At 67.7% G+C, this 26,080-nt stretch carries 28 protein-coding genes; 14 read left to right on the forward strand and 14 right to left on the reverse strand.

Going from position 1 to position 26,080, the window contains the following annotated elements; genetic code table 11:
• Window position 1: 1 nt before the first annotated feature.
• The 9 genes from gspE to gspM are packed head-to-tail and all read left to right on the forward strand — an operon-like array spanning window position 2 to window position 7,124.
• Window positions 2–1,495 (forward strand): type II secretion system ATPase GspE, encoded by a 1,494-nt coding sequence (gspE, locus tag MH112_RS11485; protein WP_296567883.1) that lies wholly within the window; start codon window positions 2–4, stop codon window positions 1,493–1,495.
• A complete protein-coding gene (gene gspF / locus MH112_RS11490; protein ID WP_296567886.1) occupies window positions 1,482–2,687 on the forward strand; it encodes a type II secretion system inner membrane protein GspF in 1,206 nt (401 codons plus the stop codon). Before gspE ends, gspF begins: the two co-directional genes overlap by 14 nt.
• Before the next feature lie 26 nt (window positions 2,688–2,713).
• Window positions 2,714–3,160 carry a type II secretion system major pseudopilin GspG gene (gspG, locus tag MH112_RS11495; protein ID WP_296567888.1) on the forward strand — a complete coding sequence of 149 codons (447 nt, stop codon included), beginning with the start codon at window positions 2,714–2,716 and terminating at the stop codon, window positions 3,158–3,160.
• Complete coding sequence (locus MH112_RS11500) at window positions 3,135–3,632, forward strand: GspH/FimT family pseudopilin (protein WP_296567889.1); 498 nt, start codon at window positions 3,135–3,137, stop codon at window positions 3,630–3,632. Before gspG ends, MH112_RS11500 begins: the two co-directional genes overlap by 26 nt.
• Window positions 3,616–3,981, forward strand: coding sequence for a type II secretion system minor pseudopilin GspI (gspI, locus tag MH112_RS11505; RefSeq protein WP_296567890.1), 366 nt, complete (start codon window positions 3,616–3,618; stop codon window positions 3,979–3,981). The genes MH112_RS11500 and gspI overlap by 17 nt, the downstream gene beginning before the upstream one ends.
• A complete protein-coding gene (gene gspJ / locus MH112_RS11510; protein ID WP_296567892.1) occupies window positions 3,978–4,559 on the forward strand; it encodes a type II secretion system minor pseudopilin GspJ in 582 nt (193 codons plus the stop codon). The genes gspI and gspJ overlap by 4 nt, the downstream gene beginning before the upstream one ends.
• A complete protein-coding gene (gspK, locus tag MH112_RS11515; RefSeq protein ID WP_296567893.1) occupies window positions 4,556–5,536 on the forward strand; it encodes a type II secretion system minor pseudopilin GspK in 981 nt (326 codons plus the stop codon). The genes gspJ and gspK overlap by 4 nt, the downstream gene beginning before the upstream one ends.
• The gene (gene gspL / locus MH112_RS11520) at window positions 5,533–6,654 is read left to right on the forward strand and encodes a type II secretion system protein GspL (protein ID WP_296567894.1); all 1,122 of its coding nucleotides are present in this window, start codon (window positions 5,533–5,535) and stop codon (window positions 6,652–6,654) included. Before gspK ends, gspL begins: the two co-directional genes overlap by 4 nt.
• On the forward strand, window positions 6,654–7,124 hold the full coding sequence (gene gspM, locus MH112_RS11525; RefSeq protein WP_296567895.1) for a type II secretion system protein GspM: 471 nt from the start codon (window positions 6,654–6,656) through the stop codon (window positions 7,122–7,124). The genes gspL and gspM overlap by 1 nt, the downstream gene beginning before the upstream one ends.
• 45 nt (window positions 7,125–7,169) lie before the next feature.
• Here the strand turns inward: gspM and MH112_RS11530 are convergent, their stop codons facing one another.
• The 7 genes from MH112_RS11530 to MH112_RS11560 all read right to left on the reverse strand — a co-directional run bounded on the left by MH112_RS11530 (window position 7,170) and on the right by MH112_RS11560 (window position 13,831).
• Entirely contained in the window at window positions 7,170–7,925 is a 756-nt protein-coding gene (locus tag MH112_RS11530) for an A24 family peptidase (RefSeq protein WP_296567897.1), read from the reverse strand.
• Window positions 7,926–7,967: 42 nt separating this feature from the next.
• Entirely contained in the window at window positions 7,968–9,002 is a 1,035-nt protein-coding gene (locus MH112_RS11535) for a substrate-binding domain-containing protein (RefSeq protein WP_296567899.1), read from the reverse strand.
• A 214-nt stretch (window positions 9,003–9,216) separates the two neighbouring features.
• Window positions 9,217–9,459, reverse strand: coding sequence for a DUF4170 domain-containing protein (locus MH112_RS11540; RefSeq protein ID WP_296567901.1), 243 nt, complete (start codon window positions 9,457–9,459; stop codon window positions 9,217–9,219).
• Between the two features lie 19 nt (window positions 9,460–9,478).
• On the reverse strand, window positions 9,479–10,276 hold the full coding sequence (locus MH112_RS11545) for a 3'(2'),5'-bisphosphate nucleotidase CysQ (protein ID WP_296567903.1): 798 nt from the start codon (window positions 10,274–10,276) through the stop codon (window positions 9,479–9,481).
• Window positions 10,273–11,604, reverse strand: a complete 1,332-nt coding sequence (locus tag MH112_RS11550) for a TldD/PmbA family protein (protein ID WP_296567905.1) — start codon at window positions 11,602–11,604, stop codon at window positions 10,273–10,275. The genes MH112_RS11545 and MH112_RS11550 overlap by 4 nt, the downstream gene beginning before the upstream one ends.
• A gap of 46 nt (window positions 11,605–11,650) precedes the next feature.
• Window positions 11,651–12,052: an MAPEG family protein gene (locus MH112_RS11555; RefSeq protein ID WP_296567907.1), complete on the reverse strand. Its 402-nt coding sequence runs from the start codon at window positions 12,050–12,052 to the stop codon at window positions 11,651–11,653.
• Window positions 12,053–12,313: 261 nt separating this feature from the next.
• A complete protein-coding gene (locus MH112_RS11560) occupies window positions 12,314–13,831 on the reverse strand; it encodes a UbiD family decarboxylase (RefSeq protein ID WP_296567909.1) in 1,518 nt (505 codons plus the stop codon).
• A 96-nt stretch (window positions 13,832–13,927) separates the two neighbouring features.
• Between MH112_RS11560 and MH112_RS11565 the strand changes: the two genes are divergently transcribed.
• Both MH112_RS11565 and MH112_RS11570 read left to right on the forward strand, forming a co-directional pair.
• Window positions 13,928–14,155, forward strand: a complete 228-nt coding sequence (locus MH112_RS11565) for a hypothetical protein (RefSeq protein ID WP_296567911.1) — start codon at window positions 13,928–13,930, stop codon at window positions 14,153–14,155.
• A gap of 145 nt (window positions 14,156–14,300) precedes the next feature.
• Entirely contained in the window at window positions 14,301–14,597 is a 297-nt protein-coding gene (locus MH112_RS11570) for a UrcA family protein (RefSeq protein ID WP_296567912.1), read from the forward strand.
• Here the strand turns inward: MH112_RS11570 and MH112_RS11575 are convergent.
• The 3 genes from MH112_RS11575 to MH112_RS11585 form a co-directional block, all read right to left on the reverse strand.
• Window positions 14,594–14,944, reverse strand: coding sequence for an MmcQ/YjbR family DNA-binding protein (locus MH112_RS11575; protein ID WP_296567914.1), 351 nt, complete (start codon window positions 14,942–14,944; stop codon window positions 14,594–14,596). The genes MH112_RS11570 and MH112_RS11575 overlap by 4 nt on opposite strands.
• A gap of 14 nt (window positions 14,945–14,958) precedes the next feature.
• A complete protein-coding gene (ggt, locus tag MH112_RS11580; RefSeq protein WP_296567916.1) occupies window positions 14,959–16,746 on the reverse strand; it encodes a gamma-glutamyltransferase in 1,788 nt (595 codons plus the stop codon).
• 117 nt (window positions 16,747–16,863) lie between these two features.
• Entirely contained in the window at window positions 16,864–17,862 is a 999-nt protein-coding gene (locus MH112_RS11585; protein WP_296567918.1) for an alpha/beta hydrolase, read from the reverse strand.
• Here MH112_RS11585 and MH112_RS11590 point away from each other — a divergent pair.
• Complete coding sequence (locus MH112_RS11590) at window positions 17,849–18,514, forward strand: TetR/AcrR family transcriptional regulator (protein ID WP_296567921.1); 666 nt, start codon at window positions 17,849–17,851, stop codon at window positions 18,512–18,514. The genes MH112_RS11585 and MH112_RS11590 overlap by 14 nt on opposite strands.
• Here MH112_RS11590 and MH112_RS11595 read toward each other — a convergent pair.
• From MH112_RS11595 to ubiA, 4 genes are all read right to left on the reverse strand, one after another.
• Window positions 18,480–19,142, reverse strand: coding sequence for a methyltransferase (locus MH112_RS11595; protein ID WP_296567923.1), 663 nt, complete (start codon window positions 19,140–19,142; stop codon window positions 18,480–18,482). The two genes, MH112_RS11590 and MH112_RS11595, sit on opposite strands and share 35 nt — an antisense overlap.
• A gap of 67 nt (window positions 19,143–19,209) precedes the next feature.
• Window positions 19,210–20,160 carry a fatty acid desaturase family protein gene (locus tag MH112_RS11600; protein WP_296567925.1) on the reverse strand — a complete coding sequence of 317 codons (951 nt, stop codon included), beginning with the start codon at window positions 20,158–20,160 and terminating at the stop codon, window positions 19,210–19,212.
• A 48-nt stretch (window positions 20,161–20,208) separates the two neighbouring features.
• Window positions 20,209–21,030, reverse strand: coding sequence for a helix-turn-helix domain-containing protein (locus tag MH112_RS11605; protein WP_296567927.1), 822 nt, complete (start codon window positions 21,028–21,030; stop codon window positions 20,209–20,211).
• A 102-nt stretch (window positions 21,031–21,132) separates the two neighbouring features.
• Entirely contained in the window at window positions 21,133–22,065 is a 933-nt protein-coding gene (ubiA, locus tag MH112_RS11610; protein WP_296567929.1) for a 4-hydroxybenzoate octaprenyltransferase, read from the reverse strand.
• Window positions 22,066–22,476: 411 nt separating this feature from the next.
• Here ubiA and MH112_RS11615 point away from each other — a divergent pair, with 411 nt between their 5' ends.
• Together MH112_RS11615 and MH112_RS11620 are read left to right on the forward strand one after the other, a co-directional pair.
• Window positions 22,477–24,270, forward strand: coding sequence for an ABC transporter ATP-binding protein (locus MH112_RS11615; RefSeq protein WP_296567930.1), 1,794 nt, complete (start codon window positions 22,477–22,479; stop codon window positions 24,268–24,270).
• A 19-nt stretch (window positions 24,271–24,289) separates the two neighbouring features.
• Entirely contained in the window at window positions 24,290–26,077 is a 1,788-nt protein-coding gene (locus MH112_RS11620; protein WP_296567932.1) for an ABC transporter ATP-binding protein, read from the forward strand.
• The last annotated feature ends 3 nt before the right edge of the window (window positions 26,078–26,080 follow it).

Here is a 26,080-nt window from a genome sequence, read left to right on the forward strand (position 1 = left end):
GGTGGAGCGCGCCGGTCCGCCCCTGTTGCCCTATGGTTTCGCCAAGCGTCATGGCGTGGTGCTCCTGGGCCTTGATGAGGTCGCCCATGTGGGCCTGCGGGACGGGGCCGATCCCCTGGCCCTGGTGGAGGCCCGTCGGGCCCTGGGCCGAGCCCTGAGCGTCAAGACCCTGCCCCGGGCAGAGTTCGAGCGCCGCCTGTCGGAGGCCTATGCGGACGATGGCCTATCGGCGGGCGGGGCCGATGACCTGGACATGCCCGGCGGACTGGACAGCCTGGCCGAGGACATCCCGGCTGCGGCTGACCTGCTGGACAGCCAGGACGACGCGCCGATCATCCGTCTGATCAATGGGGTTATCGCCGAGGCCATCCGCCGGGGTGCCTCGGACGTGCATATCGAATCCTACGAGACCGCCCTGATCATTCGCCTGCGGATCGATGGCGTCCTGCGGGAGGTGCTCAGCCTGTCGCCGCGTTTGAGCCCCCTGATCGTCAGCCGCATCAAGGTCATGGGTCGGCTGGATATCGCCGAGCGGCGGGTGCCCCAGGACGGTCGCATCTCCCTGGCCCTGGGCGGTCGGACCTTGGATGTCCGGGTCTCTACCCTGCCGTCCCGGGCCGGCGAGCGGGTGGTGATGCGGATCCTGGACCAGGAGCAGGCCGGCATTCCCCTGCCGGAGCTGGGCATGCGCCCGGCGGTGCTGGCGGCGTTTCAGCGGGCCCTGGCCGAGCCCAATGGGGTGGTCCTGGTCACCGGGCCCACGGGATCGGGCAAGACCACCACGCTCTATGCCGGCCTCAGCCTGCTCAACGACGCCAGCCGCAACATCCTGACCATCGAGGACCCGGTAGAGTATGCCGTGCCCGGCGTTGGCCAGACCCAGGTCAATGCCAAGGTGGGCATGACCTTCGCCGCCGGTCTGCGGGCGGTGCTGCGCCAGGATCCCGACGTGGTCATGGTCGGCGAGATCCGCGATGTGGAGACCGCCCAGATCGCGGTCCAGGCCAGCCTGACCGGGCATCTGGTGCTGTCCACCGTGCATACCAATGACGCTGCCGGGGCCGTGACACGGTTGCGCGACATGGGGGTAGAACCCTTCCTGCTGGCGTCCACCGTCCGGCTGATCCTGGCCCAGCGGCTGCTGCGCCGGCTCTGCCCGTCGTGCCGACGGCCGGAGGCTGCCGACGCGGTCACCGCCCGGCAGGCCGGTGTGGACGAGGGTCAGGTCCTCTACCGCGCCCAGGGCTGTGCCGCCTGCGGCCAGACCGGCTATGCGGGGCGGGTGGGCATCTATGAGGCCCTTTGGATCGACGATCATGTGCGCCGGCTGATCGGCGAGAACGCCGATGAGGCGACCATTGCCGAGGCGGGCCGCGCGACTGGCGGCGGCAGTCTGTCGGCGGAAGCCCGTACCTGTGTTCTGGAGGGCCTGACCACCGTGGAGGAGGCGCTGCGGGTCACTCGACAGGAAGGTGGCGGTCATGGCCAGCTTTGACTATGTCGCCCTCGACCTGGCCGGCCGGAGCCGTTCTGGCCAAGTGACGGCACCGGACGAAGCCGCCGCCCGCCAGACCCTGGAAGGCCGCAATCTGGCGCCTCTGCGCCTGTCGATCGCGAAGTCCAAGGCCCCGGCCATGGGCCTGTTTGGCGGGCGCCTGGACGCCCGGTCCCTGGCCCTGGTGACCCGCCAGCTCGCCACCCTGGTCGCTGTCGCCCCCCTGGAAGAGGCTCTGCGCACCATCGCCGTTCAGGCGGAGAAGCCTGCGGTACGCCATGCCCTGATGGGCGTGCATGCAGGCGTTCTGGAGGGCTATCGCCTGTCCGAGGCCATGGCGCGACAGGGCCGGGCGTTTCCGCTCCTGTACCGGGCCATGGTCGCCGCCGGCGAGGGGTCCGGCGCCTTGCCCTCGATTCTGGAGCGTCTGGCAGACCTCCTTGAGCGGGACCAACAGGCCCAGAGCAAGGTGACCGCCGCCCTGGTCTATCCCGCCGTGCTGGCGGTCACCGCCCTGTTGGTGGTGCTGGCGCTGATGACCTTTGTGGTCCCCAAGGTGGTCGATCAGTTCGAGTCCATGGGGCAGACCCTACCCCTGCTCACCCGGCTGGTGATCGGGACCTCCGAGGCCCTCCGCAGCCATGGCCTGATCATGCTGCTCGTTCTGCTGTTGGCGGGGTTTGCAGCGGCCCGGGCCTTGCGCCGGCCCCAAATCCGGATGCAGGCCGACGCCTTGCTGCTGCGCTTGCCGATCCTGGGCCGCCTGACCCGCGACCTCCATGCCGCGCGGCTGGCCCGGACACTCTCGACCATGATCGCCAGCGGCCTGCCGATCCTGGAGGGCCTGCAGATCACCGCCCCCACCATCCACAACCACGTCCTGCGCCAGGCGACCCTGGACATGGCCGAGATGATCCGCGAGGGGGGTGCCCTGTCCTCGGCCATGCGCAAGGTGGCGGTCTTCCCCCCCTTGCTCGTCTACATGACCGCCAGCGGGGAAAACAGCGGCCGGGTCGAGCTGATGCTGGGCCGGGCGGCGGAGTACATGGAGCGGGAGTTCGCCACCTTCACCGCCGTGGCGCTGAGCCTGCTGGAGCCGGCCATCATCATTCTCATGGGGGGGCTGGTGGCGGTGATCGTGCTCTCGATCCTGCTGCCCATCCTTCAGATCAACACCCTGGCCCTGGGCTAGGGTTACTCGCGTTCAAAGGAGCCGTCATGACCCGACGCAAGCTGCGCGCCCGCCCGGCCTCGGAAGCCGGCTTCACCCTGGTGGAGCTGATGGTGGTGGTGGTGATCCTCGGCCTCCTGGCCACCGTGGTGATGATCAATGTGTTGCCGAGCCAGGACCGCGCCATGCGTGAAAAGGCTAAGGCCGACATTTCCACCCTGGAACAGGCCCTGGACACCTATCGCCTGGAGATGCTGGCCTATCCTACCACCAGCCAGGGTCTGGCGGCCTTGACCCAGGTCCCCGCCGGCGTCCCCAGGGCCGACCGCTATCGGGACGGGGGCTATATCCGACGCCTGCCCGAGGACCCGTGGGGCAATCCCTATCAGTACGCCTATCCCGGCGAGCGGGGGCGGTTCGATGTCTATTCCTTCGGCGCAGATGGGGCCCAGGGCGGCGAAGGCGAGGATGCGGATATCGGCAACTGGAACTGAGGCCGTCCCCAGGGCGTCCTACCGGGTTGAGGCCGGCTTCACCCTGGTGGAGCTGATGGTGGTGCTTGTCATCCTGGGCCTGATGGGGACCGCCGTGGTGATGACCGTGCCCGATGGCCGCGGCGAGGTCCGGCGGGAGGCTGAGAACCTGGCCGGTCGCTTCGTCCGGGCGCGGGAGGAAGCCCTGCTGACCAACCGTGCCGTGGAGGTGCGCGTAGGGGCGGAAGGCTATGACTTCCGCGTTCTGCGGCGGGGGGCCTGGACCCCGCTGGAGGAGAGCCCCTTTGAGGCCCATGCCTGGCCCGAGGGCCTGCGGGCAGAGCTTGAGGCTTCGCCGGGGCGGGACGCAGTACGGTTTGATCCCACCGGATCGGCGGACCCGGCCCGGGTGACCCTGGCGCAGGCGACTCAGAAGATGACGGTGTCCGTCGATGTCACCGGCGAGGTGCGGCTCGATGCGCCGGCCAATTGAGCAGGGTTTCACCCTCATCGAGCTTCTGGTCGCCCTGGCCGTGTTCAGCCTGGTGGTGCTGGCCCTGCTGAATTTGGCCGGCGAGAACACCCGGACAGCTCAGCTGCTGGAGGCTCGCACCTTGGCGGCCATGGTGGCGGAGAACGCGGCCATCGACGCCCTGATTGCCCCCGAGCCCCCCGCCCTCGGGGAGACGGAGGGCCAGGTACAGCTTGGCGACCAGGCCTGGATCTGGCGGCGCACCACCTCGCCGGCCGATCAGGGGCTGTTGCGCATCGAGATCCGCGTGCAGGGGTGGGATGGGCCGCAAACCCTGGCTGAGGTCACCGTGTTCCGGGGGGGCGCATGAGGGGCTTCACCCTGGTGGAGATGCTGGTGGCCCTGCTGGTCTTCAGCCTGCTCTCGGCCGCCGGCGTCGCGGTGCTGGGATTTGCGGCGGACAACCGGGCCGTGGTGCGCGAACGCATGGACGAGATCGCTGCCCTGCAAAGCGCCCGGGCCCTGATCAAGACCGACCTGGAACAGGTGGCCGATCGGCGGACCCGCGCCGACGGCGGCGGTCCGACCCGAAGCCTCATGGGCGGCGAGAGCCCGGCAGGTCCAGTGCTGGCCTTCACCCGCAGGGGCTGGGACAATCCCGACGCCGCGCCGCGGGCCGCTCTGCAATATGTGGAGTATCGCCTGGTAGAGGATCGCCTGGAGCGACAGGCGCGCCTGGCCCTGGACGGGGCGGCGCTGGGCGAGCCGCAGGTGATGCTGCGCGGGGTACGCCGCCTGGGCGTGGCCTTTTATGCGAGGGGGGCCTGGACGCCAGCCTGGGCGCCTTCGCCAGACCGTCCCCTGCCGCAGGCTGTTCGCCTGGAGATGGACCTGGAGGCCTTTGGGGAGGTTACCCAACTGGTGCTGCTGCCGGATGGCGGCACATGAGCCGGCGTTTCTCCCGATCGTCTGAGCGCGGCGTCGCGCTCCTGACCGTGCTGTTGCTGGTGGCGGTGCTGGCGACCCTGGCGGCTGTGGTGCTGGATGACATCCGCTTTGGCCTGCGTCGCACGGCCAATGCCGAGGCTGTCGGTCAGGCCCGGTGGTACGCCCTGGGCGCCGAGTCCCTGGCGGCCAGCCAGATCGGTCGCCTGTCGCAGGCCAGCCAGCGGCTGACCCGGGACGGCGGCTGGGCGGACCGTCCATTCAGCTTTCCGGTGGAGAACGGCCTGATCCAGGGCCAGCTCGCCGATGGTGCCGCCTGCTTCAATCTCAATAGTGTGGTCCAGGGTACCGGGGAGGTGCTGACCCGGCGGGAGGTTGGCGTGGCCCAGTTCCGCGCCCTCCTGGCGGCCTTGGGTCAGGCACCGCGGGAGACCGAAATGCTCGCTGCGGCCTTGGTCGACTGGATCGACAGCGATGGGGTGCGGGAAAGCGGCGGGGCCGAGGATGAAGCCTATCTGGCCGGGACCCCGGCCTATCGCACCGGTGGGACTCTGCTGGCCGAGGTCAGCGAGATCCGCGCCATCCGTGGCTTCACCCCGGCGGTCTATGAGCGACTGCGGCCGCATGTCTGCGCCCTGCCGATCAGCGATCTGTCACCGATCAACGTGAACACTCTGACTCCGGACCAGGGCGTGCTGATCACCATGCTCACCGAGGGCGCTGTCGCCCCGCCCGTGGCCCGCCGGGTGATCGAGGCGAGGCCCGCCGGGGGCTGGAGCGTCGAGGAATTCTGGGCGCTGCCTCAGCTTGTGGAGCACATCCCCGCCGATCCCGGCCAGATCAAGGCCACAAGCCGCTATTTTACCCTGCAGACTGAAGTGACCTATCTCGACGCTGAGGTGGTCGCCAGCAGCCTGTTCGAGGTCGACCCCTCCGGTCAGGTCCGCCTGGCCGCCCGCCGATGGACCTACGACGAATGAACCGAATCCGCATCGTCATCGCCGGCCCCGCCCCGGAGGCTGAGCCTACCTATCTGATCCTGGATGAACTGGGGTCCGTGGTCGGGCGTGGCATTCTGCCCATTCAGAACGCCGAGGCCCTGACCCCCATGCACAATGTGCTGGTGATCCCGGGCGCTGAGGTTCTGGTGCGCTGGGCCATGGTCAAGGCGGGGTCCGAGCCTCAGGCCCGGGGGGCGGCGCTGGCCCTGCTGGAGGACCAGCTGACCAGTGTCGAAGGTGCCCATGTGGCCCTGGGCCCGGTCGAGGCCGATGGCCAGCGCCTGATCGCCGTCCTCAGCGCCGCGCGGATGCAGGCCTGGCTCGACAGTGCGAGCCTGCACGGAGTGACCCCAGATCTGGTCATCCCCGACTGTCTGGCCTTACCGACACCGGGTGAGGATCAGGAAGGTCTGCAACAGGTCTTCACTGCGGCATTCGGGCCCTTCACCGCCGTGCGAGGTGCGCGATTGGCCTTTACCGGCGAGCCGGATCTTGTGGACACGATCGTCAACCAGGCGGCGGCCCAGGCCCTAGCCGGTCCAGCCCTTGAGCGCGCCTTGGCCGACACGGCCAGCCGTCCGGCGGTGAACCTCTTGCAGGGGGCCTTTGATCCGCACCGCCGCGTGCCCGTGGGTCTCCGGGATCTTCGCCGGGCCGCCGTGCTGGCCGCAGTTCTGATGCTCAGCCCCCTGGCGCTTTGGGCCGCCGCGGGCGCCGCCGACCACATCCGGGCCCGTCAGGCCGAGGCCAGGGCGGAGGCCAAGGTTGCCGCCTTGCTGTCGCCGGGCGAAGCGGTGACCGATCCCGCCGCCCAAGCCCAGGCAAGACTGGACGCCCTGAGCCTGGCGTCTGGGGGCGGTGCCAGCGGCCTGGCGGCTCGGCTGTTCGCCGCCGTGGAACCGATGGACCAGGTCCAGGTCGAAAGCCTGATCGTCATGCCCGACGGTACGGCCCGCGCCGCCCTCAGCCATGCCACCCATTCCGACGGGGAGAGTTTGGTTCAGACGCTGCAGGCCCAGGGACTGCGCGTTCAGGTCGAGGGCTCCCGGGACGAGGGCGGACGGGTGATCAGCGATATCATTCTGGGAGTTCGGTAATGGTCGACTGGTGGACGACACGCAGCCGCCGCGAGCAGATCATGCTCGGGGTCATGGCCGCCCTGTTGCTGGGCTTCCTGCTGTGGTTCGGGGTGGCAGCACCTTTGCGAACCGCCGCCAAGGACGCCTCGGCGCACCTGACCCGGGCCCTGGGGGACGAGGCGGTGGTGGACGCTGCCGTTGCGGAGATTGCCCGTTTGGGCGAGGCCGCGCCCTCGCCGCCCTCGGCCGGACCCTTGGACCAACTGGTGACTGATACGGCCGCAGAGGCCGGGCTGAAGATCATCCGCATCGAGGCTACGGCGGATGGCGCCGTCCAGGCGGTGGTCAGCGGTCCCAGCACTCAGGTCCTGCCCTGGATCGCCAAGCTGCAGAGCGAGCATGCCATCGCCGCCCGTCATCTGACGCTCCTAAAGGGCGATGTGGGGCAGCTGGATGTGGACGCCACTTTCGTTGGCCCAGGGCGGTGAGCTCGCCCTTCACCCCACAGCGGACCATCTGTTGAGCATCAACATCTAGCTGAGCCCCAGGGGGCCATAGAGCCAGGTCACCCAGATGCCGGCGGCAAGAAAGACTCCGAAGGGCAGGGGCAGTGCGCCGCCGACGGGCTTTCCACGCCACCGCTGGATGAGCACGAAAGTCAGACCTGACACGGCCGCGATCAGAAGAATGCTGGGCAGGGCCAAGGCCCCGCACCAAGCTCCCCCGCCGGCCACCAGATAGGCGTCGCCGCCCCCCAGACCCTCGTGGCCCCGCAGCCGGCGATAGGCCAGGGCCAGCAGAGAAAACCCTGCAAAGCCCAGGGCTGCGCCCAGGGCGTGCTCCACCAGAAGCCCTTGGGCTGCGGCGACCGCCAGGCCTGAGACGATCAGGGGAACTGTCAGCAGTCGGGGCAGCCAGAAGTGCTCAGCATCCAGGAGGGCCAGCAGCAGGAGTTGCCAGGCAAGCACGGCACCGAGAAAGCCTGCGGCGGACGGGTGGACCAGCCCGGCCCAAAGGGCGAGGGCCGGACAGGCGAGCTCCAGGGCCAGATAGCGGCGGGGGATTGTCGCGCCGCAGGATCTGCACTGACCGCGCAGCCAGAGGTGGGACAGGATGGGAACCAGGTCCAGGGGGGCTAGCGTCCGCCCGCAGGCCGGGCAGGCTGAGCGGGACCAGACCACTGGCAGGTCCTGCGGCAGACGCAGGCTCAGCAGGCCAAGGAAACTGCCCACAAAGGGGCCGAGGAGGATCGCGGCGATCAGCCAGATGAGATCGGCTTGGGGGGCCATGGGCACGGGGTCGGCGGGGTCTGACCCCCGCCGAAACCCAGCTTAGTCGGGCCGACCCATGACGGTCATTTTGCTGGCGGTGGCCTTGATCGCTTCATGCTCGGGGGGCAGCAGCGGAATCAGACCGCGGCTCTGCAGATACCCGCCCCGGCCCGTGGCGGCGTCGGAGACGAACTCATTGACGAACTCCTGCAGACCAAGCGTAACGCCCACATGGGCCTTCTTCACATAGATGAAGATCGAGCGGGACAGGGGGTAGCTGCCCTGGGCGATGGTGGACACAGACGGGGCGACGCCATCGATCGACATGGCCTTCACCTTGTCGCCATTTTCCTCAAGGAAGGAATAGCCAAACACCCCCAGCGCCCCGGGGGTCTTGGTCAGGGTCTGGACGATGGCGTTGTCGTTCTCACCGGAATCGACCCAGCCTTCCCGGCGCAGGGGATGGACCATCTGCTTGAACTCGTCGGAGTCGCGCTCGTTCAGGGCGCGGGCCGTCGGGTAGGCCAGCGCCGAGGCTTCAATGCCAAGTTCCACAAAGGCGTCGCGGGTGCCGGAGGTCGGCGGCGGGCCATAGACCAGGATCCGGTTGTCGGGCAGACCCGGGCCGATCTCGTTCCAGTTGGTGTAGGGGTTGGGGACGAACTTGCCGCCCCGCAGAACATTGGCCCCCAGGGCCAGATAGAGCTGCGGCAGCTTGAAATCATAGTCGGGGGCGTTCCGGTCTGCGGCGATGACAATGCCATCGAAACCGACCTTGAGCTCGACGATGTCGTCGACGCCATTGGCCGCGCAGGTGTCAAACTCCGTGCGGGTCATGGGCCGCGAGGCATTGGCGATGTCGGGATAGTTGTCGCCGACGCCGCTGCAGAACAGCTTGATGCCGCCGCCGGTGCCCAGGGCCTCGACCTTCGGCGCCTTCATCCCGGACTTGCGGCTGTAGTTTTCCGCCACCCGGGTGGTGAACGGGAAGACGGTGGAGGAGCCGGCCGCCCAGACGTAGTCCCGTGCGGCCTGCGCCTGACCCGCGCCGCCCAGCAGGGCCAGAGCCGCGCAAACGCCCAGAAGCTTCTTCATCGTCAATCTCCTCGAATCATCAGGGAAAGGCGGGCCAGGCGGTCCTGGTGGCCGATACTAGCCGCCAGTCTCATCGTCGGCGAGCCGGATCAAGCTACACCGGCTTGCGCCCGCGAGATCGCCTTGCCCTTGCAGCCAAGCCTTCAAGATCCATATTGTGCCGTCGGCGGATGACAGTTTTCAGACAACCGCCTCAGCTGTCGGGCTGTGACGATCAGCCGCCGGGCTTTTCGCCGTCCAGGTGCGGATCAAGCAGCTTGTGGGCGTGAATGATGAAGTAGCGCATCAGGGCGTTGTCCACCGTGGCGAGGGCCTTGGACCGCCAAACGGTCAAGGCCTCTTCATAGGTGGGATAGGCACCGACCAGATCGATCTTGGAGGGGTCGCGGAAACGAACATGCTCCACTTCCTCCAGTTCTCCGCCAATGACGATGTGCAACAGCTGTTTATCGGGCATGGAATCCTCAGATGAGGGCTTAGTTTGGAAGGGCGATATGCGAGACGCGCTCCAGGATCAATGGGGCCAATCGCGGCGCCGCGCAAAGCAGACTCAGCTGGGCCGGATTCTGTCCATTATAGGCGAACCCGCGCCCGAGATGGTCGCCGCAATAGGCACCGGCCTCACGGGCCACCAGATCGGCTGCGGCCAGGTCCCAGTCGGCCTTGGCCACCAGGGCGAGGGCTGCATCAAACTGGCCTGAAGCCACCAGGCACATGCGGTAGGCGGTGGAGTTGCGCGACTCCACCCGCATCCTGGGCCAGGGCTGGGGCCAGGAGGGATGGTCGAACATTCGCTGATCGCCGACCATGCCGCAGCCGTCCAGGCGCAGGGTCTGGGCCGGCACGATCAGAGAGCCGTTGAGTTTGGCCCCCCCGCCGGCCAGCGCGGTATAGACCTCACCCACCTGGGGGGCATAGACGACGCCAGCGATGGGCTGACCATCCTCCACCACGGCCACCGAGATCACCCACCAGGGCTTGTCCTTCATATAGGCCCTTGTGCCGTCGATGGGGTCGACCACGAAGACCCGGCGTCGTTGCAGGCGCACAAGGTCGTCAGCCGTCTCCTCCGACAGCCAGCCATAGTCGGGACGGGCCTGACCGAGCTTGGTCTTCAGCAGGGTGTCGGTGGCGAAGTCGGCATTGGTGACCGGCGAGTCGCCTTCTTTCCAAGCGATCTTCAGTCCCCGGGCCCGAAGGTCCAGGGCCAGGGTCCCGGCCTCCACCGCTGCGGCGACCAGAAGCTCCAGGTCCTGGGCGGGGCTCGGGCTCACTTACCGGCGATCGCCAGGGCGTCGATCAGGATAGATGGGGCGTTGGATGCACCGCGGATCTCCAGATCCGATCCAGGCACCAGGCGGGCGTACATCTCAATCAGATTGCCCGCCACGGTGATCTCGCTGACCGGATAGGCCAGTTCCCCGTTTTCGAACCAGAAGCCTGAGCAGCCCACCGACCAGTCGCCGGTATTGCCGTTCAGGGATGGGCCGAACATGGAGGTCACCAGCAGCCCCGTTCCGGCGCTGCGCATCAGGCTGGCCTGATCCTCGGTGCCGGGCTGCAGGGTCAGGTTTGAAACCCCAACGCCAGGGGGACCGGCCAGACCCCGGGAGGCATGTCCCGTCGTCTCCAGGCCCAGCTGCCGCGCCGAACTGGAATTCAGCAGCCAGGTGGTCAGCACGCCCTTGTCGATCAGGTCCATGGCGTGGGTCTCGACCCCCTCATCGTCGAAGGGGCTGGAGCCGAGGCCCCTTGGGCGGTGGGGATCATCGGTGATGGTGACGCTGGGGGCAAAAACCGGCTGGCCGAGCTTGTCCTTCAGGAAAGATGAGCCCCGGGCGATCGCGGGGCCGGCTATGGCGCCGATCATCGGGCTGATGATCGACATGGCCAGGCGGTTCTCGAAGATCACCGGCGCGGTGGTCGAGGCGATCTTGCGCGACCCGAGCCTTGCTGCCGCCCGACGCCCGGCCTCGGTGCCGATGCCTTCAGGGCCGGGAAGGTCCCCGTGCCAGCGCACGGAACGGCCCTCATAACCGGTCTCCATGGTCTGACCATCCCCAGCGATGGCCGAGGCACCGAGGGAAAAGCCCGAGGCCTGGTGAGCGCCGACAAAGCCATGGCTGGTGGCAATCAGCCACTTGGCCGTGGACCAGCCGGCGGTGGCGCCGTCGGAATTGACCACGCCCTCCACAGCCCGGGCAGCGGCCTCGGCGGCGCGGGCCCGGTCTTCCAGGGTCTCGGGCGACAGCTCGGTGGGATCATAGAGGTCGAGATTGCGATGCGGACCCTTGGCCAGTCGGTCGGCGGGCGCGAAGCCTGCATAGGGGTCTTCCGGTGCCAGCTTCGCCATGGCCACGGCGCGGTCCACCAGTTTGGCCCGCGCCTCTGGCGACAGGTCGGAGCCTGAAACCGTAGCCTGCCGCTGGCCGACAAAGACCCGCAGGCCGAGGTCCCGGCTTTCCTCGCGTTCGACCTCCTCCAGGGCGCCGGCGCGGACGGAGATGGAGAGGGACTGGCGTTCGGCGGTGACGGCCTCAGCCGCATCGGCGCCGGCCTTGAGGGCTGTGGCGATCAGGTCAGCGAGCAGGTTTTGATCCATGCCAGCCATATGGCGAACCTCGTCTCGTCGAGCAAGCGCAGGGCGGTCAGGCGATGGCGTAGAACAGCAGGGCGACCCCGGCGAAGACATAGGAAATCCAGGTCAGGGTCACGCCAATCGCCCGGGGGAAGGAGGCCCCGCCGCTCTGCGACAGGCCGACGGCATGCATCACCCGGCCAGCAAACAGCACCAGGCCCGCCAGGTGCACCGCCAGGGGGGGGGCTTCCACCAGGGCCAGAACGCCAATGGCGATCAGGCCGGCGGGAATGTACTCGGTGGCGTTGCCAAAGGCGCGGATGGCCTGGGCCAGCTCGGGAATGCCGTCATCGCCAAACGCCACCTTGTGGCGCTGCCGCTGGCGGACCACCAGCAGGGAGAGCGTCAGCAGCAGAAAGATATGCAGGCCCGTCCAGAGCGCCGCCGCATGTCCCGATGTCACCAGATTCATGAAAGACCTTCCCGGACGCCCGCGCCCCCGCGCAAGGGCCGCAGTTGGACTGCGAAATGGGCGCCAGGGCAAGGGCTAAGGCCTCACCTCGTCCTCAGCACCCTCCGACCCTCGCTGCGGGGCACCGCCGCCCCAGCCGGCACCTGACCCCTACGCGCAGCGCAGAGATCGTTCACCACCAAGAGCACGAAGCACACCTAGGATCGGTACCGACCTTTGTGCTCTTCTTGGTTGATCTCTCCACCGCCTTCGGCGCGCCCGTCAGCCCTTCAAGGCCGGCAGGCCAAGGCTCGCCCACCGATCGGTGACCCGGGCGATGGTGGCCTCGTCCATGTCGAGCTTCTCGCCCCATTCGCGGTGGGTCTCCGGGGGCCACTTGTTGGTGGCGTCGAGGCCGATCTTGGACCCCAGCCCGCTCTCAGGCGAGGCGAAGTCCAGATAGTCGATGGGGGTGCCCTCAATCACGGTGATGTCCCGGGCCGGGTCCATCCGGGTGGACAGCGCCCACATCACATCCTTCCAGTCCCGGGCGTTGATGTCGTCGTCCACGACGATCACCCACTTGGTGTACATGAACTGTCGAAGGTAGCTCCAGACCCCCATCATCACCCGCTTGGCGTGGCCGGGATAGGCCTTCTTCATGGACACCACAGCGATCCGGTAGGAGCAGCCCTCCGGCGGCAGCCAGAAGTCGATGATCTCCGGGAACTGCTGGCGCAGCAGGGGGATGAACACCTCGTTCAGGGCCTCGCCGAGCACGCTGGGCTCATCGGGCGGCCGGCCGGTGAAGGTGGTCAGATAGATCGGGTCGCGGCGCATGGTGATGGCGCTGACCTGAAAGACCGGGAACTTCTCGACGGAATTGTAATAGCCGGTGTGGTCGCCGTAGGGGCCCTCGTCGGCGTACTCATCCAGCAGAACATGGCCCTCAATCACGATCTCGGCCTCGGCAGGGACCATCAAGGGCACAGTCTTGGCCGCCACCAGCTCGGCCTTGGCCCCGCGCATAAGTCCGGCGAACTGGTACTCTGACAGGGTCTCGGGCACCGGGGTCACCGCCGCCAGGATGGTGCCGGGATCAGCGCCTAAGACAGCGCAGGCGGGCAGGGCGTCAGGCTTGCCCGCCGCCTTCCAGCGCCGGTGGTGCTGGGCGCCGCCCCGGTGGGCCAGCCAGCGCATGATGGTGCGATCTTTGCCCAGCACCTGCATGCGGTAGATGCCGAGATTATAGTCGTCCTCCCGCTCCGTGGACGGGCCCTTGGTGACCACCAGCGGCCAGGTGATCAGGGGCGCGGGCTCGCCAGGCCAACAGGTCTGGATGGGCAGCTTGGTCAGGTCGATCTGGTCGCCCGTCCAGACGATCTCCTGCACCGGTGCCTTCTTCACCGTCGCCGGGCGCATGGCCATCACCGTCTTGGCGAGCGGCAGCATGTCGAGCGCGTCCTTCAGCCCCCGGGGGGGCTCAGGGGCGCGCAGGAAAGCCAGAAGTTCGCCGACCTCGCGCAGGTCAGCCGCTGTGGTTCGCTCCCGGCCCTCCAGGGTGACGCCCATGGCCACCCGCTTGACCGTGCCGAACAGGTTGACAAGGCAGGGCATGGGCGAGCGCTCGCCATCGGCGCGGATGACGTTTTCGAACAGCACCGCCGGGCCACCCTGCCGCAGCAGTCTGCGATGGATCTCGGTCATCTCCAGGACGGTGGAGACCGGCTCAGACACCCGCACCAGTTCCCCGGCGGCTTCCAGCTTGGTGATGAATTCCCGCAGCGACCGATAGGCCATGAGCCCTCCCAGGGTGATCTGATCCCAGGACTTAGGGTGGCGCTGGCCTGCTGTCACCCTTTGCGCCGGACGCGCTTGCCGCTAGATTTCGCCCTCATGAAGCGCCTCGACCTCGACGACCTGCCGCCTAGGGTCGCCCAGCTGCTCACCGGCCTCGCCGAGGGCGAAGTCTTGATCCTCGTGCAAGACGGCGCAGTGGCCGGGCGCCTGCACGGCGGCGCCCCGGCCGAGGCCGCCGTTGAGGAAGAGCCCGAGCCCTACAACAACCAGCGGGCCGCCGAGATTTTCGAGCAGTTCCGCTCGGTGGTGGAAGACGAGTTCTAGGCGACGGGCGACCTGCGCGCCTTATGGTCGCAGAGCCAATGCCTTCCCCTGGCCCCAATTGCGCCCCATGTTCGTCAGGTGACCTTGCGGAATACGAGCGGCCGTCAGAGCTGCCCCCGCAGGGTCTGTCATTAGGGAGACGACCATGTTCAAGCTTTTGTCAGCCGCGTTCGTCGCGGCCCTTGTTGCTGCGCCGGCCCTGGCCGAACCCGCGCGCGTAGGCACCGCCACCGTCATCGTCAGCAATCTTGATCCCGCCAACGCCCAGGACGCCAAGCGCCTGGAGCGCCGGGTTGAGCGCGCCGCCTTCACCGCCTGTGGCGGGCACGAGGGCAGCGTTCGGATGCTCAAGCAAACGGTGAGAACGTCCGAGTGTTATCAGGAGACCCTGGCTGAGGCCCGCAGCGCCGTCGGCGTGGGGCTGCAGTACGCCGCCCGCTAGTCGGGGCTCTTCGCCGCATCAAAGGCCCTCGCCATCGTCTTGGTGGCGAGCCTGCGCCAGCGGCGTTCCAGGAAGCTGTGCAGTGACCCCGGATCGAGGCTCTCGATCCGGGCGAGCACCATGGCTGAGGACTGATAATGCGGCGTGAGATGGAAGGTGGCCGGCTCGGCGGCCATCAGCATCTCGCGCTCATCGAAGCCCACCTCACCCAGCACCAGGCTGGCGTCCTCCGCTCTCAGGCGGGTGAAGAACTTTCCCCGCACCTTGAACGATGGGTAGCCATAGGACGTGCCCTCCTCGGCACCGGGAAAGGCCAGGATGATGGCGCGCATCTCGGTTTCGGTCATGGCTCCCTCCGAGGTCAGTAGGCGAGCGCCACCCCGTCCTTGCGCATTTCGGTGGCCGAGGCGTAGCGGCCGGGCCAGCGCTCGATGGCCTGATAGCCGCCAAAGCTGCCGTCGCTGGGGCCCAGCGTCCAGCCCAGATCGGCCAGGGCCTTGCGGGTGGCGGCGGGAACGCCGCCTTCCAGATGTAGCAGGCCTGTCCCTGGGGTGACTTCGCCGGTGGGCTCCGACCCGCCCCCATGGCGCCAGCGCGGGCTGTCGCCGGCTTCCTGAATCCCCAGGTCAAAATCGACCATGTTGGAGATGATCTGGGCCTGGCCTTGCGGCTGCATGTCGCCGCCCATGACGCCGAACGAGAGCCACGGTGCCCCGTCCTTCACCGCAAAGCCCGGGATGATGGTCTGGAAGGGCCGTTTGGCAGGGGCATAGACATTGGGATGGCCGTCGGCGAGGGCGAACATCTCGCCCCGATTCTGCAACATGAAGCCCAGGCCGTCCGGGGCGAGGCCTGATCCCATGCCGCGATAGTTGGACTGGATGATCGAAACCATCATCCCGTCCTTGTCGGCGGTGGTGAAATAGGTGGTATCGCCCTGGCTTGGCGCCTGGCCGGCATAGACGGTCTGCAGGATGGCGTTCGGGCGGATCAGCCTGGCCCGCTCGGCGGCATAGGCCTTGGAGATCAGCCACTCGGCCGGCACGTCATAGAAGGCCGGATCGGCGTAGTAGCGGGCGCGATCCTCGAAGGCGAGCCGCTTGGCCTCCACCCCATGATGGATGGCGGCGGCCGACTGGAAGCCCATGCCCCGGATGTCGAACTGCTCCATGATGTTGAGCTGCTGCAGGGTCGCCAGACCCTGGCTGTTGGGGCCGAGGCTGTAGACGTCCACCCCGCGATAGGGGCTCGCAAAGGGTTTGGTCCACTCTGCCCGATGGGCGGCAAGGTCGGCCTTGGTCATCCAGCCGCCGATCCGCTCAAAATAGCGTTCGATGGTCTCAGCGATCTCACCTTCGTAGAAGGCGTCGCGGCCCCCTTCTGCGATCAGGCTATAGGTCCGGGCGAGGCCGGGATTACGGAACACCTCGCCTTCCTTCGGCGTGGCTCCGCCAGGTGCCCAGACCGCTTTGAAGTTGTCGACCTCTTCGATCCCCAGGGTGCCGCGGGTGAAGTTGTTGTAGCTGCGCTGCAGATAGAAGGCCACGTTCTGGCTGATCGGCGCGCCGTCCTGAGCGTGGGCGATGGCCGGGGCGAACAGGTCCTTCCAGGGCAGCTTGCCATAGCGCTCATGCAGCGCCCACCAGGCGTCCACGGTGCCAGGTACGCTGACCGATATCGCCCCGTGGGAAGGAATGAGGCCGTCCTTGGCGCGGCTGCGCACGGTCTCAAGCGACAGGCCCCGGGGGCTGCGGCCGGAGCCGTTCAGGCCCACGACCTGCTTGGTCTTGGGGTCCCAGAGCATGACGAAGCAGTCGCCGCCGATTCCGCAGGCGATGGGCTCGGCATAGCCCAGCACCGCATTGGCTGCGATGGCGGCGTCCACCGCCGAGCCACCGGCCCGCAGGATGTCGATGGCTGCCAGAGTGGCCAGGGGATGGGCTGTGGCCGCGGCCCCGTGGGTTCCCCAGGCCGCACTGCGGCTGGCGAACCGCGCCCCGTCGATCCGGTCACCTGGACCCACATCAGGGCGATCACGGTTGGGGGTCGCCAGCCGGCTCTGGGCTGCGGCACCGCTGGCCAGCAGCGCCCCTGCCATGGAGGCGGGCAGGGCGGCGGGCAGGGCGGCCAGGAAGGTGCGGCGACGCATGGGCAGACTCCGGAGGGGCAATGTCACTGGGGCGTCACTATAGGCGCGTGAGCTGCTGCCAAGGCTAGTCCCAGACACAGAAAATCCCGCAGACTCAGGTCTCCACCTGCGGCGGCCTCAATCCGAAGCCGATGGGGCGGTGAGCGAGCCTAAGAACGCCTGCATTGCCTGGCCCAACTCCGCAAAGGCGGGGCTCTCAGCGGGCAGGTGTGCGCCGTTGCTCAGGAGCTGGAATGACTTGGCCCCAGTAATCTGCGCGTAGGTTGGCAGGCTCATTGAGACGGGCGTCCAGTCATCAGCACCCGGGTGAACGAGCAGAAGCGGGCAATCCAGCCGTGGGTCGGAGAGACGATGCTGTTGCAGGGTTCGGAAGAATTTCGCCCGCACCCATCTGCCGCCGAGCAATCGGTCACGTTCGAAGTAACGTTGCATGGCCCGGTGGCTGCTCATGGCCCTGAGGGGCGTCACCAAGCCTAGGGGCATGATCAGCCGGTCGAAAAGCGCCGGCACCCTTTGCATGAACCCAAGACTGAGTCGCCCCAACCAGCGCCACCGAGCGGCCCCGACAAAGGTCTCCGGATCTGACGTGTCCAGAAGGGTCGTGACGATGACACCGCGAACGCGAGTGCTTTTTTGAGCAGCGCTCACCGCCGTCATCCCGCCCAGGGAAAGTCCCATGAGCACGACCGGTCCGGCCTCAACCTGATCGGCCAATTCTGCGATCACCGCGGGCCACTCGGCATAGTCTCCATCGAAACCCGGAGCCGGGGTCGTCAATCCATAGCCGGGGAGGTCGGGGGCCAGGACCCGCCACCCGGCGGCAAGGGCCGGGAGTGCGCAAGGGGCGAGTATGCGCCCGTGGCCGCCGCCACCGTGAACCAGGATCAGAACGCCGACCGGCGGTCCGGCGGGGCGCCAGTCATCGTATCGGATCAAATGCCCGCGGACTTGCCGTTGGCGCTCCGTGGGCTCTGTGTGGAACGTGATGCCAAAGGCTTGGGCAAGGATGTCCCGGTAGCGGGTCCAGGAGGGGTGATTGTCAAAGCGTCTCATGGCGCTGATTATCGAGCAATTGCTCACATAACTGAATTCGGGTTTTAGGATGCCGGCCAGCACCGCTTCGAAAGCCCCGAGAAGGCCCGTCCGGCGGGCACGTCAGGCCCGCGCCCAGGCGACGGTTGACGCCATCGTCGAGGCGGCTGCTCAGATTCTGGCCGAAGGGGGCTGGGGCGCGCTGAACACCAATCTGATTGCCAGGCGAGCTGGGGTCTCGATCGGCTCAGTCTATGAGTACTTCCCCAACAAGGGTGCCATTGTCGACGCCATTCTCGATGCGCATCTGAGCCGGGGCGAGGCGCTGTTGGCCCAGGGCGCCTTGAGACTGCAGGAGCGACCGGACCTTCCCGCCATTGTCGGACTTTTGGTGGGCGGATTTGTCAGCCTGCACCAAGACGATCCGAGGCTTCACCGCGTCCTGTCCAGTGAGGCCCCCCTCAGCCCTGATCAGCGGGCCCGTGTGGAGGGTCTGCGGGCTTCGATCATCCAGATCGTCGCGGCGGCCCTGGCGCCCCATGTCGAAGCGCCGCACATCAGGGCGACGTTGGTTGTGGATACTGCTGAGGCCTTGTCTCACCGCTGGCTGGTGGATGAGGCCGGCCTGCCCGCCTCGGAGGCGGTGATGGCCGCAGAGCTGCACCGTATGCTGGAGGCGTATCTGCTGGATGTCCGAGGCGCTAACCCGGCAAGGCCCATACCGCCGTCTTCTTGACTTCCATGTCTTCCAGTTCGCGGGTGGTGGCGACCTGGTACTCGGCGAGCTTCACGAGGCCCTCGCGGGGGAAGTAGCTGCGACCGGGGTCGCCGATCAGGACGGTGGCACCGGCGGCCTTGGCCAGTCCCAGCCAAGCCATGACCTGGGCGGCCAGGGGCTTTTCGTAGCAGATGTCCCCGGCCAGGATCACATCGACGGACGGCGGGGCGGCGTCCAGCAGGTTGGCGCTGGTAAAGTCGCAGACCACCCCATTGGCCTCTGTGTTCAAGGCCAGGGCCGCTCCGCAATAGGCGTCGATGTCGGCGGCCAGGACATGGGTTGCCCCGGCCCTGGCCGCGGCGATGGCGACGATGCCGGAGCCTGAGGCGAAGTCGATCACCCGCTGGCCGGCGACGATGTCGGGATGGTCGAGGATGTAACGGGCGAGCGCCTGGCCGCCGGCCCAGGCAAACGCCCAGAAGGGCGGCGGCAGACCGATCTCCTCCAGGGCTTCCTCGGTCATCTTCCAGATCGGGGTGATCTCATCGGCCAGATACAGGATCAGTTCTGGGGTGTGCGGAGGCACCTGCTGGCGGGTATTGGCCAGGATGAAGGCACGGCGGCCCTCGGGGGTCTGCTCGATCACGCCGCGCTCCTGCCACCTTGCATCCCCGGCGAGTGACGAAGATCATCGCCGTACGCAAGGGGAATGATCAGGCGGGTGCCAGGCCTGAGGGCGCACCCTTGGAGGCGGCCATGCGCAGCACCTCCAGATAGCTGCCCCGAATTTCCATCTGTGGGCCCAGTCCCTTGGCCAGCAGGAGCTTGTGCGCCCGGGGCAGGTTGTAGCAGGGCAGGTGCATGAAGATGTGATGCTCGCAGTGATAATTGACCCAGTAGGGGGCGACCATGGCCCGCTCCAGGGGTCCGGCATAGGTGGTGCGGGCGCAGCGGAAGGGGTCACGCTCGTCCTTGGCTACCCCTGCATGCTCGGCGATATTGCGCAGGCGGGTGATCATCTGCGTCCAGGTGGCCTGGGGCAAAAGCCACAGGACGAACCACACCCACCAGAGCCCGAACGGCGCGGTCACAGCGATAGTCACAGCGGCCCCGATCAGCATGCGGCGTTTGCGATAGAGCTCCGCCTTGAGGATCGGTGCCAGGGGCTCGCCGGCCTTGCGGGCGGCCAGTTGGCTGCGCAGGTGGCCAAAGCGCTGCTTGAACCAGGTCTGGCCCGTGAGATCGCGGACGAGCTTGCGCCGCAGGGAGGTGGCCGTGATCGGGAAAGGGGCCGAAAGGACCAGGTCAGGGTCCTCGGCCTGCTGGACATATTTATGGTGGGTCAGGTGATAGGGGCGATAGCGGTCGAGACCGCCGGTGGTCAGCCACTCGCCGGCCCAGTCATTGAAGCCCTGGTGGCTGTGCAGTGCCCCATGGGTGGCGTCATGCATCAGGACCGCCAGTCCCAGTTGCCGCCCGCCGATGATCATGATGGCCAGGGGCAGGGTTAGCGGCCAGATCACGGCCATGGTGCCCGCCGCCAGGATCACCATCCAGGCATGGGCGATGAGGGCAAGACCCCGCCAGCTGGAGCGGTTGGAGATGCTGGCCCATTCCTGTGGCGTGAACAGGTCCTTGGGATCAATTCGAGGTGCGACGGCCATGACCTCACTGTGCCACGGTTTTTGACGGTCGGGTAGAATGACCCAGGGTCAGGGGCTGTTGGCACCAGCGGCCAGTCCCCGCAGCACCTGCTCGCTGGCGGCGTCGGCGGGGTAGAAGAACTCGATCCTCAGATCATCGGCAGCGGTGTCAGACGGGGCGCCGAACCGGGCCACGGTGGACACCAGGTCAAGGCGGAGGTCTGGGGTGCGAACCTGCAGGATCAGGGCGGCACCCGGCGCCGCATGGACCGACGCGCCGTCGGGCGCCTGGGCCTTCAGGGCTGTTATGGTGGCGTCGAGCTCGGCGCGCATGGGCCCCGGCGGTGCCCGCCAGGCCTCGGCCTCAGCCAGGGCCTGGAAATGGGCGACCAACTGGCTCCAGTTGGCCACGGCACCGCGAAAGGCCGCACTTTCGCAGGCCGCCCGCAGCAGGCTGACCTTGGGATCGAGGGCGCTTTCGCCGATCAGGGCACCAAACAGCAGGGCGGCGGGGCCATTGGCGTCCAGGGGCCGCCAGGCTCGGTCGACGGCAAAGGCCGGAAAGGGCTCATGGGCCGCCAGGGCCAGCTGCGTCACCCGCCGGATCATGGCGGCGGCCTCGTCGGTATAGACGCTTTCTCGATGGGCCGGGGCAAAGCCTGCGGCCAGCAACAGGGCGTTGGCGTCCTGCAGGGCCAGTTCCAGGGCCAGGGCGAGCCGGCCGACCATGTCCCGGGAGGGGCGGGTGCGGCCGGTCTCCAGAAAGGAGACGTGGCGCTGCGAGACCTGGGCGGCCAGGGCGAGGCCCAGTTGAGATAGGCCCCGCTGACGGCGCAGGCGGGCCAGCATGGCGGGAAAGTCGGCCACGGGCTTGGCGGCGAGGAGGGCCATGGGGTCTCCGGGCAGGGGCGGCCCTGACGGGTCGCTGGAACCGAGGGCTCACCGTGGCCGAGGCGACGGCACCCCTCAATGACCTAGCAGGTCATCACAGCTTCAGAACAAGCCCTGGGGACCCCCCCAGGCGCCAGCGGCCAGGGCCAGAAACAGCGCCACCCCCGCGAGGCTGTTGGACTTGAACAGGGCCAGGGCACCGGCGGGGTCTTCCACGCGCACCTGGGCGGCCTGCCGCGACAGATGCAGACCAAACAGCGCGGCCGGGGGCAGGAAGAGCGGGCCAAGGCCGCCGACCCACGCCGCCGTCAGGGCCAAAGCGAACGCCACCACATAAAAGGCCAGCACCGCTTTGGGCGTGGCCGCGCCCAGGCGCCGCGCCGAGGATTTCACCCCGGCCAGGGCGTCGTCCTCCAGGTCCTGGATGGCGTAGATGGTGTCATAGCCCAGGGTCCAGAAAACCCCGGCGGCATAGAGCAGCAGGGCCGGGGCCTGCAGGTCGCCCGTCACGGCGGCGAAGCCCAGAAGCGCGCCCCAGTTGAAGGTCAGGCCCAGCCAGGCCTGCGGCCACCAGGTGATCCGCTTCATGAACGGATAGGCCGCCACCAGAGCTAGCGACCCGACGCCCAGGGCGATGGCGATGGGGGGCATGGTGAGCAGGATGGCCAGGGAGATCAGGCAACAGGCGATGACGAAGGCCCAGGCCTGGCGCACGGTGATCTGGCCCGACGCGATAGGTCGGCCAGCGGTGCGGAAGACCTTGGCGTCAATGTCCCGGTCAATGATGTCGTTATAGGCGCAGCCGGCCGCGCGCATGAGGGCCGCGCCGACGAAGAACGCGATCAGCCAGCGCCAGTCAGGCAGCTCTCCCGCCATGGCCCCGGCCAGGGCGATGCCCTGCCACCCGGGCAGCATCAGCAGCCAGATTCCCGTAGGCCGGTCGAAGCGGCCGAGTTTCAGCCAAGGCGCAAGGGCGGGCGGTGCATGGCGGTCGACCCAATTGGTCGGCGCGGCGTCGGGCAGGGGGGCGATCATGCCCCTCCTCCTACCAGATCGTGTCTTCGGCGCCTCAGTGAAAGCGGTTGGCGGATCGATGTTCAACGGGCGGTTGACGAGGATTCCCGCCCCGCCTAGCTTCCCGCCACTCACAACCCCGCGACCAGATAGGAGGGTTCGCATGAAATTGCTGTTTGCACCGAACCTCCATCGCTGCGTCGCCGCGTCCCGAACCTAGCTCAGAGCTCGTCTCGAGCGGATTTTCCCGGGCCGGCGCCTTTCTTGGCTCCCGCTCTTCAGGAATGTCCCCGTGTTCGCCCGCACCCGCTGGAACCTGTGTTTCCGGCTCTCTCATTACGCCGCCCCTGACTGCGCGCCCTTTGTGCGCAACCGGCGCTGCGGCTCGTCCGCCGGCCCACGGGCCTGCGGCCCGGATTTTTGGCCTATCCCATGACCAGCGAATTCTACGACGAAGACGAAGGTGTCACCCGGCCCCGTCCCTTGGGCAACATGGCCGTGATTGGCTTCATGTGGCGCCACTGGATGGTGGACAAGCCGCGGTTCTTCACCGCCGCGTCCCTGTTCCTGGTGGGCACGGCCTGCGACCTGTCCATCCCCTGGGCGGCGGGCGCCCTGGTGGACGCGGTGTCCTCGCCGGAGCGGCTGACGCAGGCGGCATGGACCGCCTGGGCGTTCCTGACCGGTCTCTACGTCATCTATTACGGTGTCCGAACGGTCGGCTTTCGCATCCTGAATGGCTTTTATGCCCGGATCATGGAGCGGATCGTGACCCAGGGCTTTGAGCGGGTGCAGTCTTTCTCGGCCGACTGGCACGGTTCCAACTATGCCGGAGCCACAGTGCGCAAGGTGTCACGGGCCATGTGGGGCTATGACAGCGCCTCAGATGCCCTGTTGCTGATGCTGATGCCGACCCTGATCGTGCTGGCAGGGCTTGCGGTCTCCATGACCGTGCGCTGGCCCCTGGCGGGCCTGTTCACGGCCACGGTGGTCATTGTCTTCGCGCTCTACAACGTCCTGACCGCCACCTATTACGTCCGGCCGGTCAACCTGGTCTCCAACGGCCTGGATGCCAAGATCGGCGCCTCGCTGGCCGACGCCATCGGCGCCAACCCGACGGTCAAGGCCTTCGGTGCCGAGGCCCGGGAGGGCCAGCGGTTCGCCGATACCGTGGCCGACTGGCGGGTGGCGGTGATCCGCACCTGGAACCGGTTCAACCTGGTGGGGCTGGGGCAGAACGTGCTGCTGGTTATCCTGCAGGGGGGGCTGACCGGGCTGATCCTGTGGGCCTGGACGCAAGGGGAGGCCACCGCCGGCGATGTGGCCTTCGCCATCACCTCCTTCATGCTGATGGCCGGCTATATGCGGAACTTCAGCGAGATCACCCGCATGCTGCAGAAGGGTCTGGACGACATGCTGGACGTGGCCGTCTACATGCGCACCGATCCGCAACTGGCCGACCAGCCCACGGCCAGGCCGTTCCAGGGCGTGGAAGGGGCGATCACCTTCGACCGGGTGAGCTTCGGCTATGCCGGCCAGGGGGAGCGGCTCTATCAGGACTTCAGCCTGGCTGTGGCGCCGGGCGAACGGATCGCCCTGGTCGGGCCCACGGGCTCGGGCAAGTCCACCTTCGTCAAGCTGCTCCAGCGGCTGCACGACCTGGACGGCGGCCGCATCCTGATCGATGGGCAGGACATCGCCCATGTGACGCAGGGCTCGCTGCGCCGGGCCATCGCCGTGGTGCCGCAGGATCCGTCGCTGTTCCACCGCAGCATCGGCGAGAACATCGCCTATGCGCGGCCGGACGCCAGCCCCGATGAGGTGGTGCTGGCCGCCCGCCGGGCGAGGGATCATGACTTCATCGCCCGCCTGCCCCAGGGGTACGAGACCCTGGTGGGCGAGCGGGGCGTCAAGCTGTCGGGCGGCGAGCGGCAGCGGGTGGCCATCGCCCGCGCCTTCCTGGCCGACGCGCCGATCCTGGTTCTGGACGAGGCCACCTCATCCCTTGACGTGGAGACCGAGCGTCAAGTCCAGGCGGCCACCGAGGAGCTGATGTCCGGCCGCACCACCATCGTCATCGCCCACCGGCTGTCGACCATCCGCAGCGCCGACCGCATCCTGGTGTTTGAGCGCGGTGCCATCATCGAGGAGGGCCGGCACGGGGAGCTGCTGGCCCGGGGGGGCGCCTATGCCCGCCTGCACGCCGTCTCCGAAGCCGCCGAATGACCGCCAGATCGAGACCATCATGACTGACCACTATGACGATACCGACGACCTGGCAGAGCGGACCCTCTCCAACCGCCAGGTCCTGGGCTTCATCGGTGCCTTCTGGCTCCGGCGGCCATTCCTGTTCTGGACCTCTGTCGCCCTGACCCTGGTGGCGATCGGCTTCGACCTGGCCCTGCCCTGGGCAGCGGGGCGTCTGGTGGACATCGTGGCCGCAGGTCCCGACCAGGCGGATCTCGCCTGGCGCGCCTGGGCGGTGTTCATCGGCGTGTTCCTGGCCTTCACCGTGGTGCGCAACATCGCCTTCCGGTTCTGGAACCCCATGGCGGCGGCCAATATGAAGGACATGACCGACGAGGGCTTTCAGCGGGTCCAGTCCTATTCCTCCGACTGGCACGCCAACACCTTCGCGGGCTCCACCGTGCGGCGGCTCAGCCGGGGCATGTGGGGCTATGACATGGTCTCCGATGCGGTGATCCTTTGGCTGGGTCCGGCGCTGATCGTGCTGATCGGCCTGTCGGTGATGATGATCGCCCGCTGGCCCCTGGTAGGGATCTTCTCCCTGACGGTGGTGATCGCCTATCTGATCTCCAACCTCTGGCTGACCACGATCTATGTGCGACCGGCGAACCTGAAGTCAGTGGCACTCGACTCGCGGATTGGCGGCGCCCTCTCAGACTCCATCGGCTCAAATCCGACGGTGAAGGCCTTCGGCGCGGAGGCGCGTGAGGAGGCGCGCATCGGTGGCATTACCGCCCTGTGGCGGCGCCTGACCCTGATCACCTGGACCCGGTTCATCAATGTCTGGCTGTGGCACAATCTGATGCTGGTGGTGCTGCAGGCCGGGTTGACCGGGCTCCTGCTGCGGCTATGGGCGCGGGGTGAGGCCACGGCGGGCGACGTGGTGTTCGCCATCACCGCCTTCATGCTGATGAGCGGCTATCTGCGCAATATCGGCGAGAACATCCGGATGATGCAGAAGGGCCTCGACGATGTGGAGGATGTAGCCCGCTACGCGGTCACAGGGCCGGAGGTCGCTGATTTGGCCGACGCGGTTCCGTTCCGCGGTGAACGGGGCGAGATCGCCTTTGATCGCGTCACCTTCGGCTACAAGGCGGCCGCAGGTCCGCTCTATGAGAATTTCACGCTCATTGTCGCCCCCGGGGAGAAGGTCGCCCTGGTGGGCGCGACCGGGGCGGGGAAGTCGACCTTCGTCAAGCTGCTGCAACGGCTCTATGATGTGCAGTCTGGCCGCATCCTCATCGATGGCCAGGATATATCCAGGGTCAGCCAGGGCTCCCTGCGGCGGTCCATCGCCCTGGTGCCGCAGGACCCGGCCCTGTTCCACCGCACCATCGCCGAGAACATCGCCTATGCGCGGCCCGATGCGCGCCCCGAGGAGGTGGCCCTGGCCGCCCGTCGGGCTCGGGCGCATGATTTCATCATGCGTCTGCCCAAGGGCTACGAGACCCTGGTGGGTGAGCGCGGGGTCAAGCTGTCGGGCGGCGAGCGCCAGCGGGTGGCCCTGGCGCGGGCCTTCCTGGCGGATGCCCCGATCCTGGTCCTGGACGAGGCCACCTCCTCCCTGGACGTGGAGACCGAGCGCGATGTCCAGTCGGCCATGGAGGAGCTCATGGCGGGCCGCACGACCATCGTCATCGCCCACCGGCTGTCCACCATTCGCGGGGCCGACCGGATCCTGGTCTTTGAAGGCGGTCGGGTGGTGGAGGAGGGCCGGCATGCTGAGCTGGTGGCCAAGGGCGGTGCCTATGCTCGGCTGCATGCCGTCACGGAGGGGACGGCCTGAGGC

The sequence above is a fragment of the Phenylobacterium sp. genome (genome assembly GCF_022402485.1).
GTDB lineage: Bacteria > Pseudomonadota > Alphaproteobacteria > Caulobacterales > Caulobacteraceae > Phenylobacterium.

Bases quoted from the DNA above. Each gene is read 5' to 3' on its own strand.
- gspJ (WP_296567892.1), top strand. From the start codon at position 3,978: ATGAGGGGCTTCACCCTGGTGGAGATGCTGGTGGCCCTGCTGGTCTTC.
- MH112_RS11615 (WP_296567930.1), top strand. From the start codon at position 22,477: ATGACCAGCGAATTCTACGACGAAGACGAAGGTGTCACCCGGCCCCGT.
- gspI (WP_296567890.1), top strand. From the start codon at position 3,616: ATGCGCCGGCCAATTGAGCAGGGTTTCACCCTCATCGAGCTTCTGGTC.
- MH112_RS11590 (WP_296567921.1), top strand. From the start codon at position 17,849: ATGCCGGCCAGCACCGCTTCGAAAGCCCCGAGAAGGCCCGTCCGGCGG.
- ubiA (WP_296567929.1), bottom strand. From the start codon at position 22,065: ATGATCGCCCCCCTGCCCGACGCCGCGCCGACCAATTGGGTCGACCGC.
- MH112_RS11570 (WP_296567912.1), top strand. From the start codon at position 14,301: ATGTTCAAGCTTTTGTCAGCCGCGTTCGTCGCGGCCCTTGTTGCTGCG.
- gspK (WP_296567893.1), top strand. From the start codon at position 4,556: ATGAGCCGGCGTTTCTCCCGATCGTCTGAGCGCGGCGTCGCGCTCCTG.
- MH112_RS11620 (WP_296567932.1), top strand. From the start codon at position 24,290: ATGACTGACCACTATGACGATACCGACGACCTGGCAGAGCGGACCCTC.
- ggt (WP_296567916.1), bottom strand. From the start codon at position 16,746: ATGCGTCGCCGCACCTTCCTGGCCGCCCTGCCCGCCGCCCTGCCCGCC.
- gspF (WP_296567886.1), top strand. From the start codon at position 1,482: ATGGCCAGCTTTGACTATGTCGCCCTCGACCTGGCCGGCCGGAGCCGT.
- MH112_RS11500 (WP_296567889.1), top strand. From the start codon at position 3,135: ATGCGGATATCGGCAACTGGAACTGAGGCCGTCCCCAGGGCGTCCTAC.
- MH112_RS11575 (WP_296567914.1), bottom strand. From the start codon at position 14,944: ATGACCGAAACCGAGATGCGCGCCATCATCCTGGCCTTTCCCGGTGCC.
- gspG (WP_296567888.1), top strand. From the start codon at position 2,714: ATGACCCGACGCAAGCTGCGCGCCCGCCCGGCCTCGGAAGCCGGCTTC.
- MH112_RS11555 (WP_296567907.1), bottom strand. From the start codon at position 12,052: ATGAATCTGGTGACATCGGGACATGCGGCGGCGCTCTGGACGGGCCTG.
- MH112_RS11565 (WP_296567911.1), top strand. From the start codon at position 13,928: ATGAAGCGCCTCGACCTCGACGACCTGCCGCCTAGGGTCGCCCAGCTG.
- gspL (WP_296567894.1), top strand. From the start codon at position 5,533: ATGAACCGAATCCGCATCGTCATCGCCGGCCCCGCCCCGGAGGCTGAG.
- MH112_RS11535 (WP_296567899.1), bottom strand. From the start codon at position 9,002: ATGAAGAAGCTTCTGGGCGTTTGCGCGGCTCTGGCCCTGCTGGGCGGC.
- MH112_RS11530 (WP_296567897.1), bottom strand. From the start codon at position 7,925: ATGGCCCCCCAAGCCGATCTCATCTGGCTGATCGCCGCGATCCTCCTC.
- MH112_RS11605 (WP_296567927.1), bottom strand. From the start codon at position 21,030: ATGGCCCTCCTCGCCGCCAAGCCCGTGGCCGACTTTCCCGCCATGCTG.
- MH112_RS11560 (WP_296567909.1), bottom strand. From the start codon at position 13,831: ATGGCCTATCGGTCGCTGCGGGAATTCATCACCAAGCTGGAAGCCGCC.
- gspM (WP_296567895.1), top strand. From the start codon at position 6,654: ATGGTCGACTGGTGGACGACACGCAGCCGCCGCGAGCAGATCATGCTC.
- MH112_RS11600 (WP_296567925.1), bottom strand. From the start codon at position 20,160: ATGGCCGTCGCACCTCGAATTGATCCCAAGGACCTGTTCACGCCACAG.
- MH112_RS11550 (WP_296567905.1), bottom strand. From the start codon at position 11,604: ATGGATCAAAACCTGCTCGCTGACCTGATCGCCACAGCCCTCAAGGCC.
- MH112_RS11540 (WP_296567901.1), bottom strand. From the start codon at position 9,459: ATGCCCGATAAACAGCTGTTGCACATCGTCATTGGCGGAGAACTGGAG.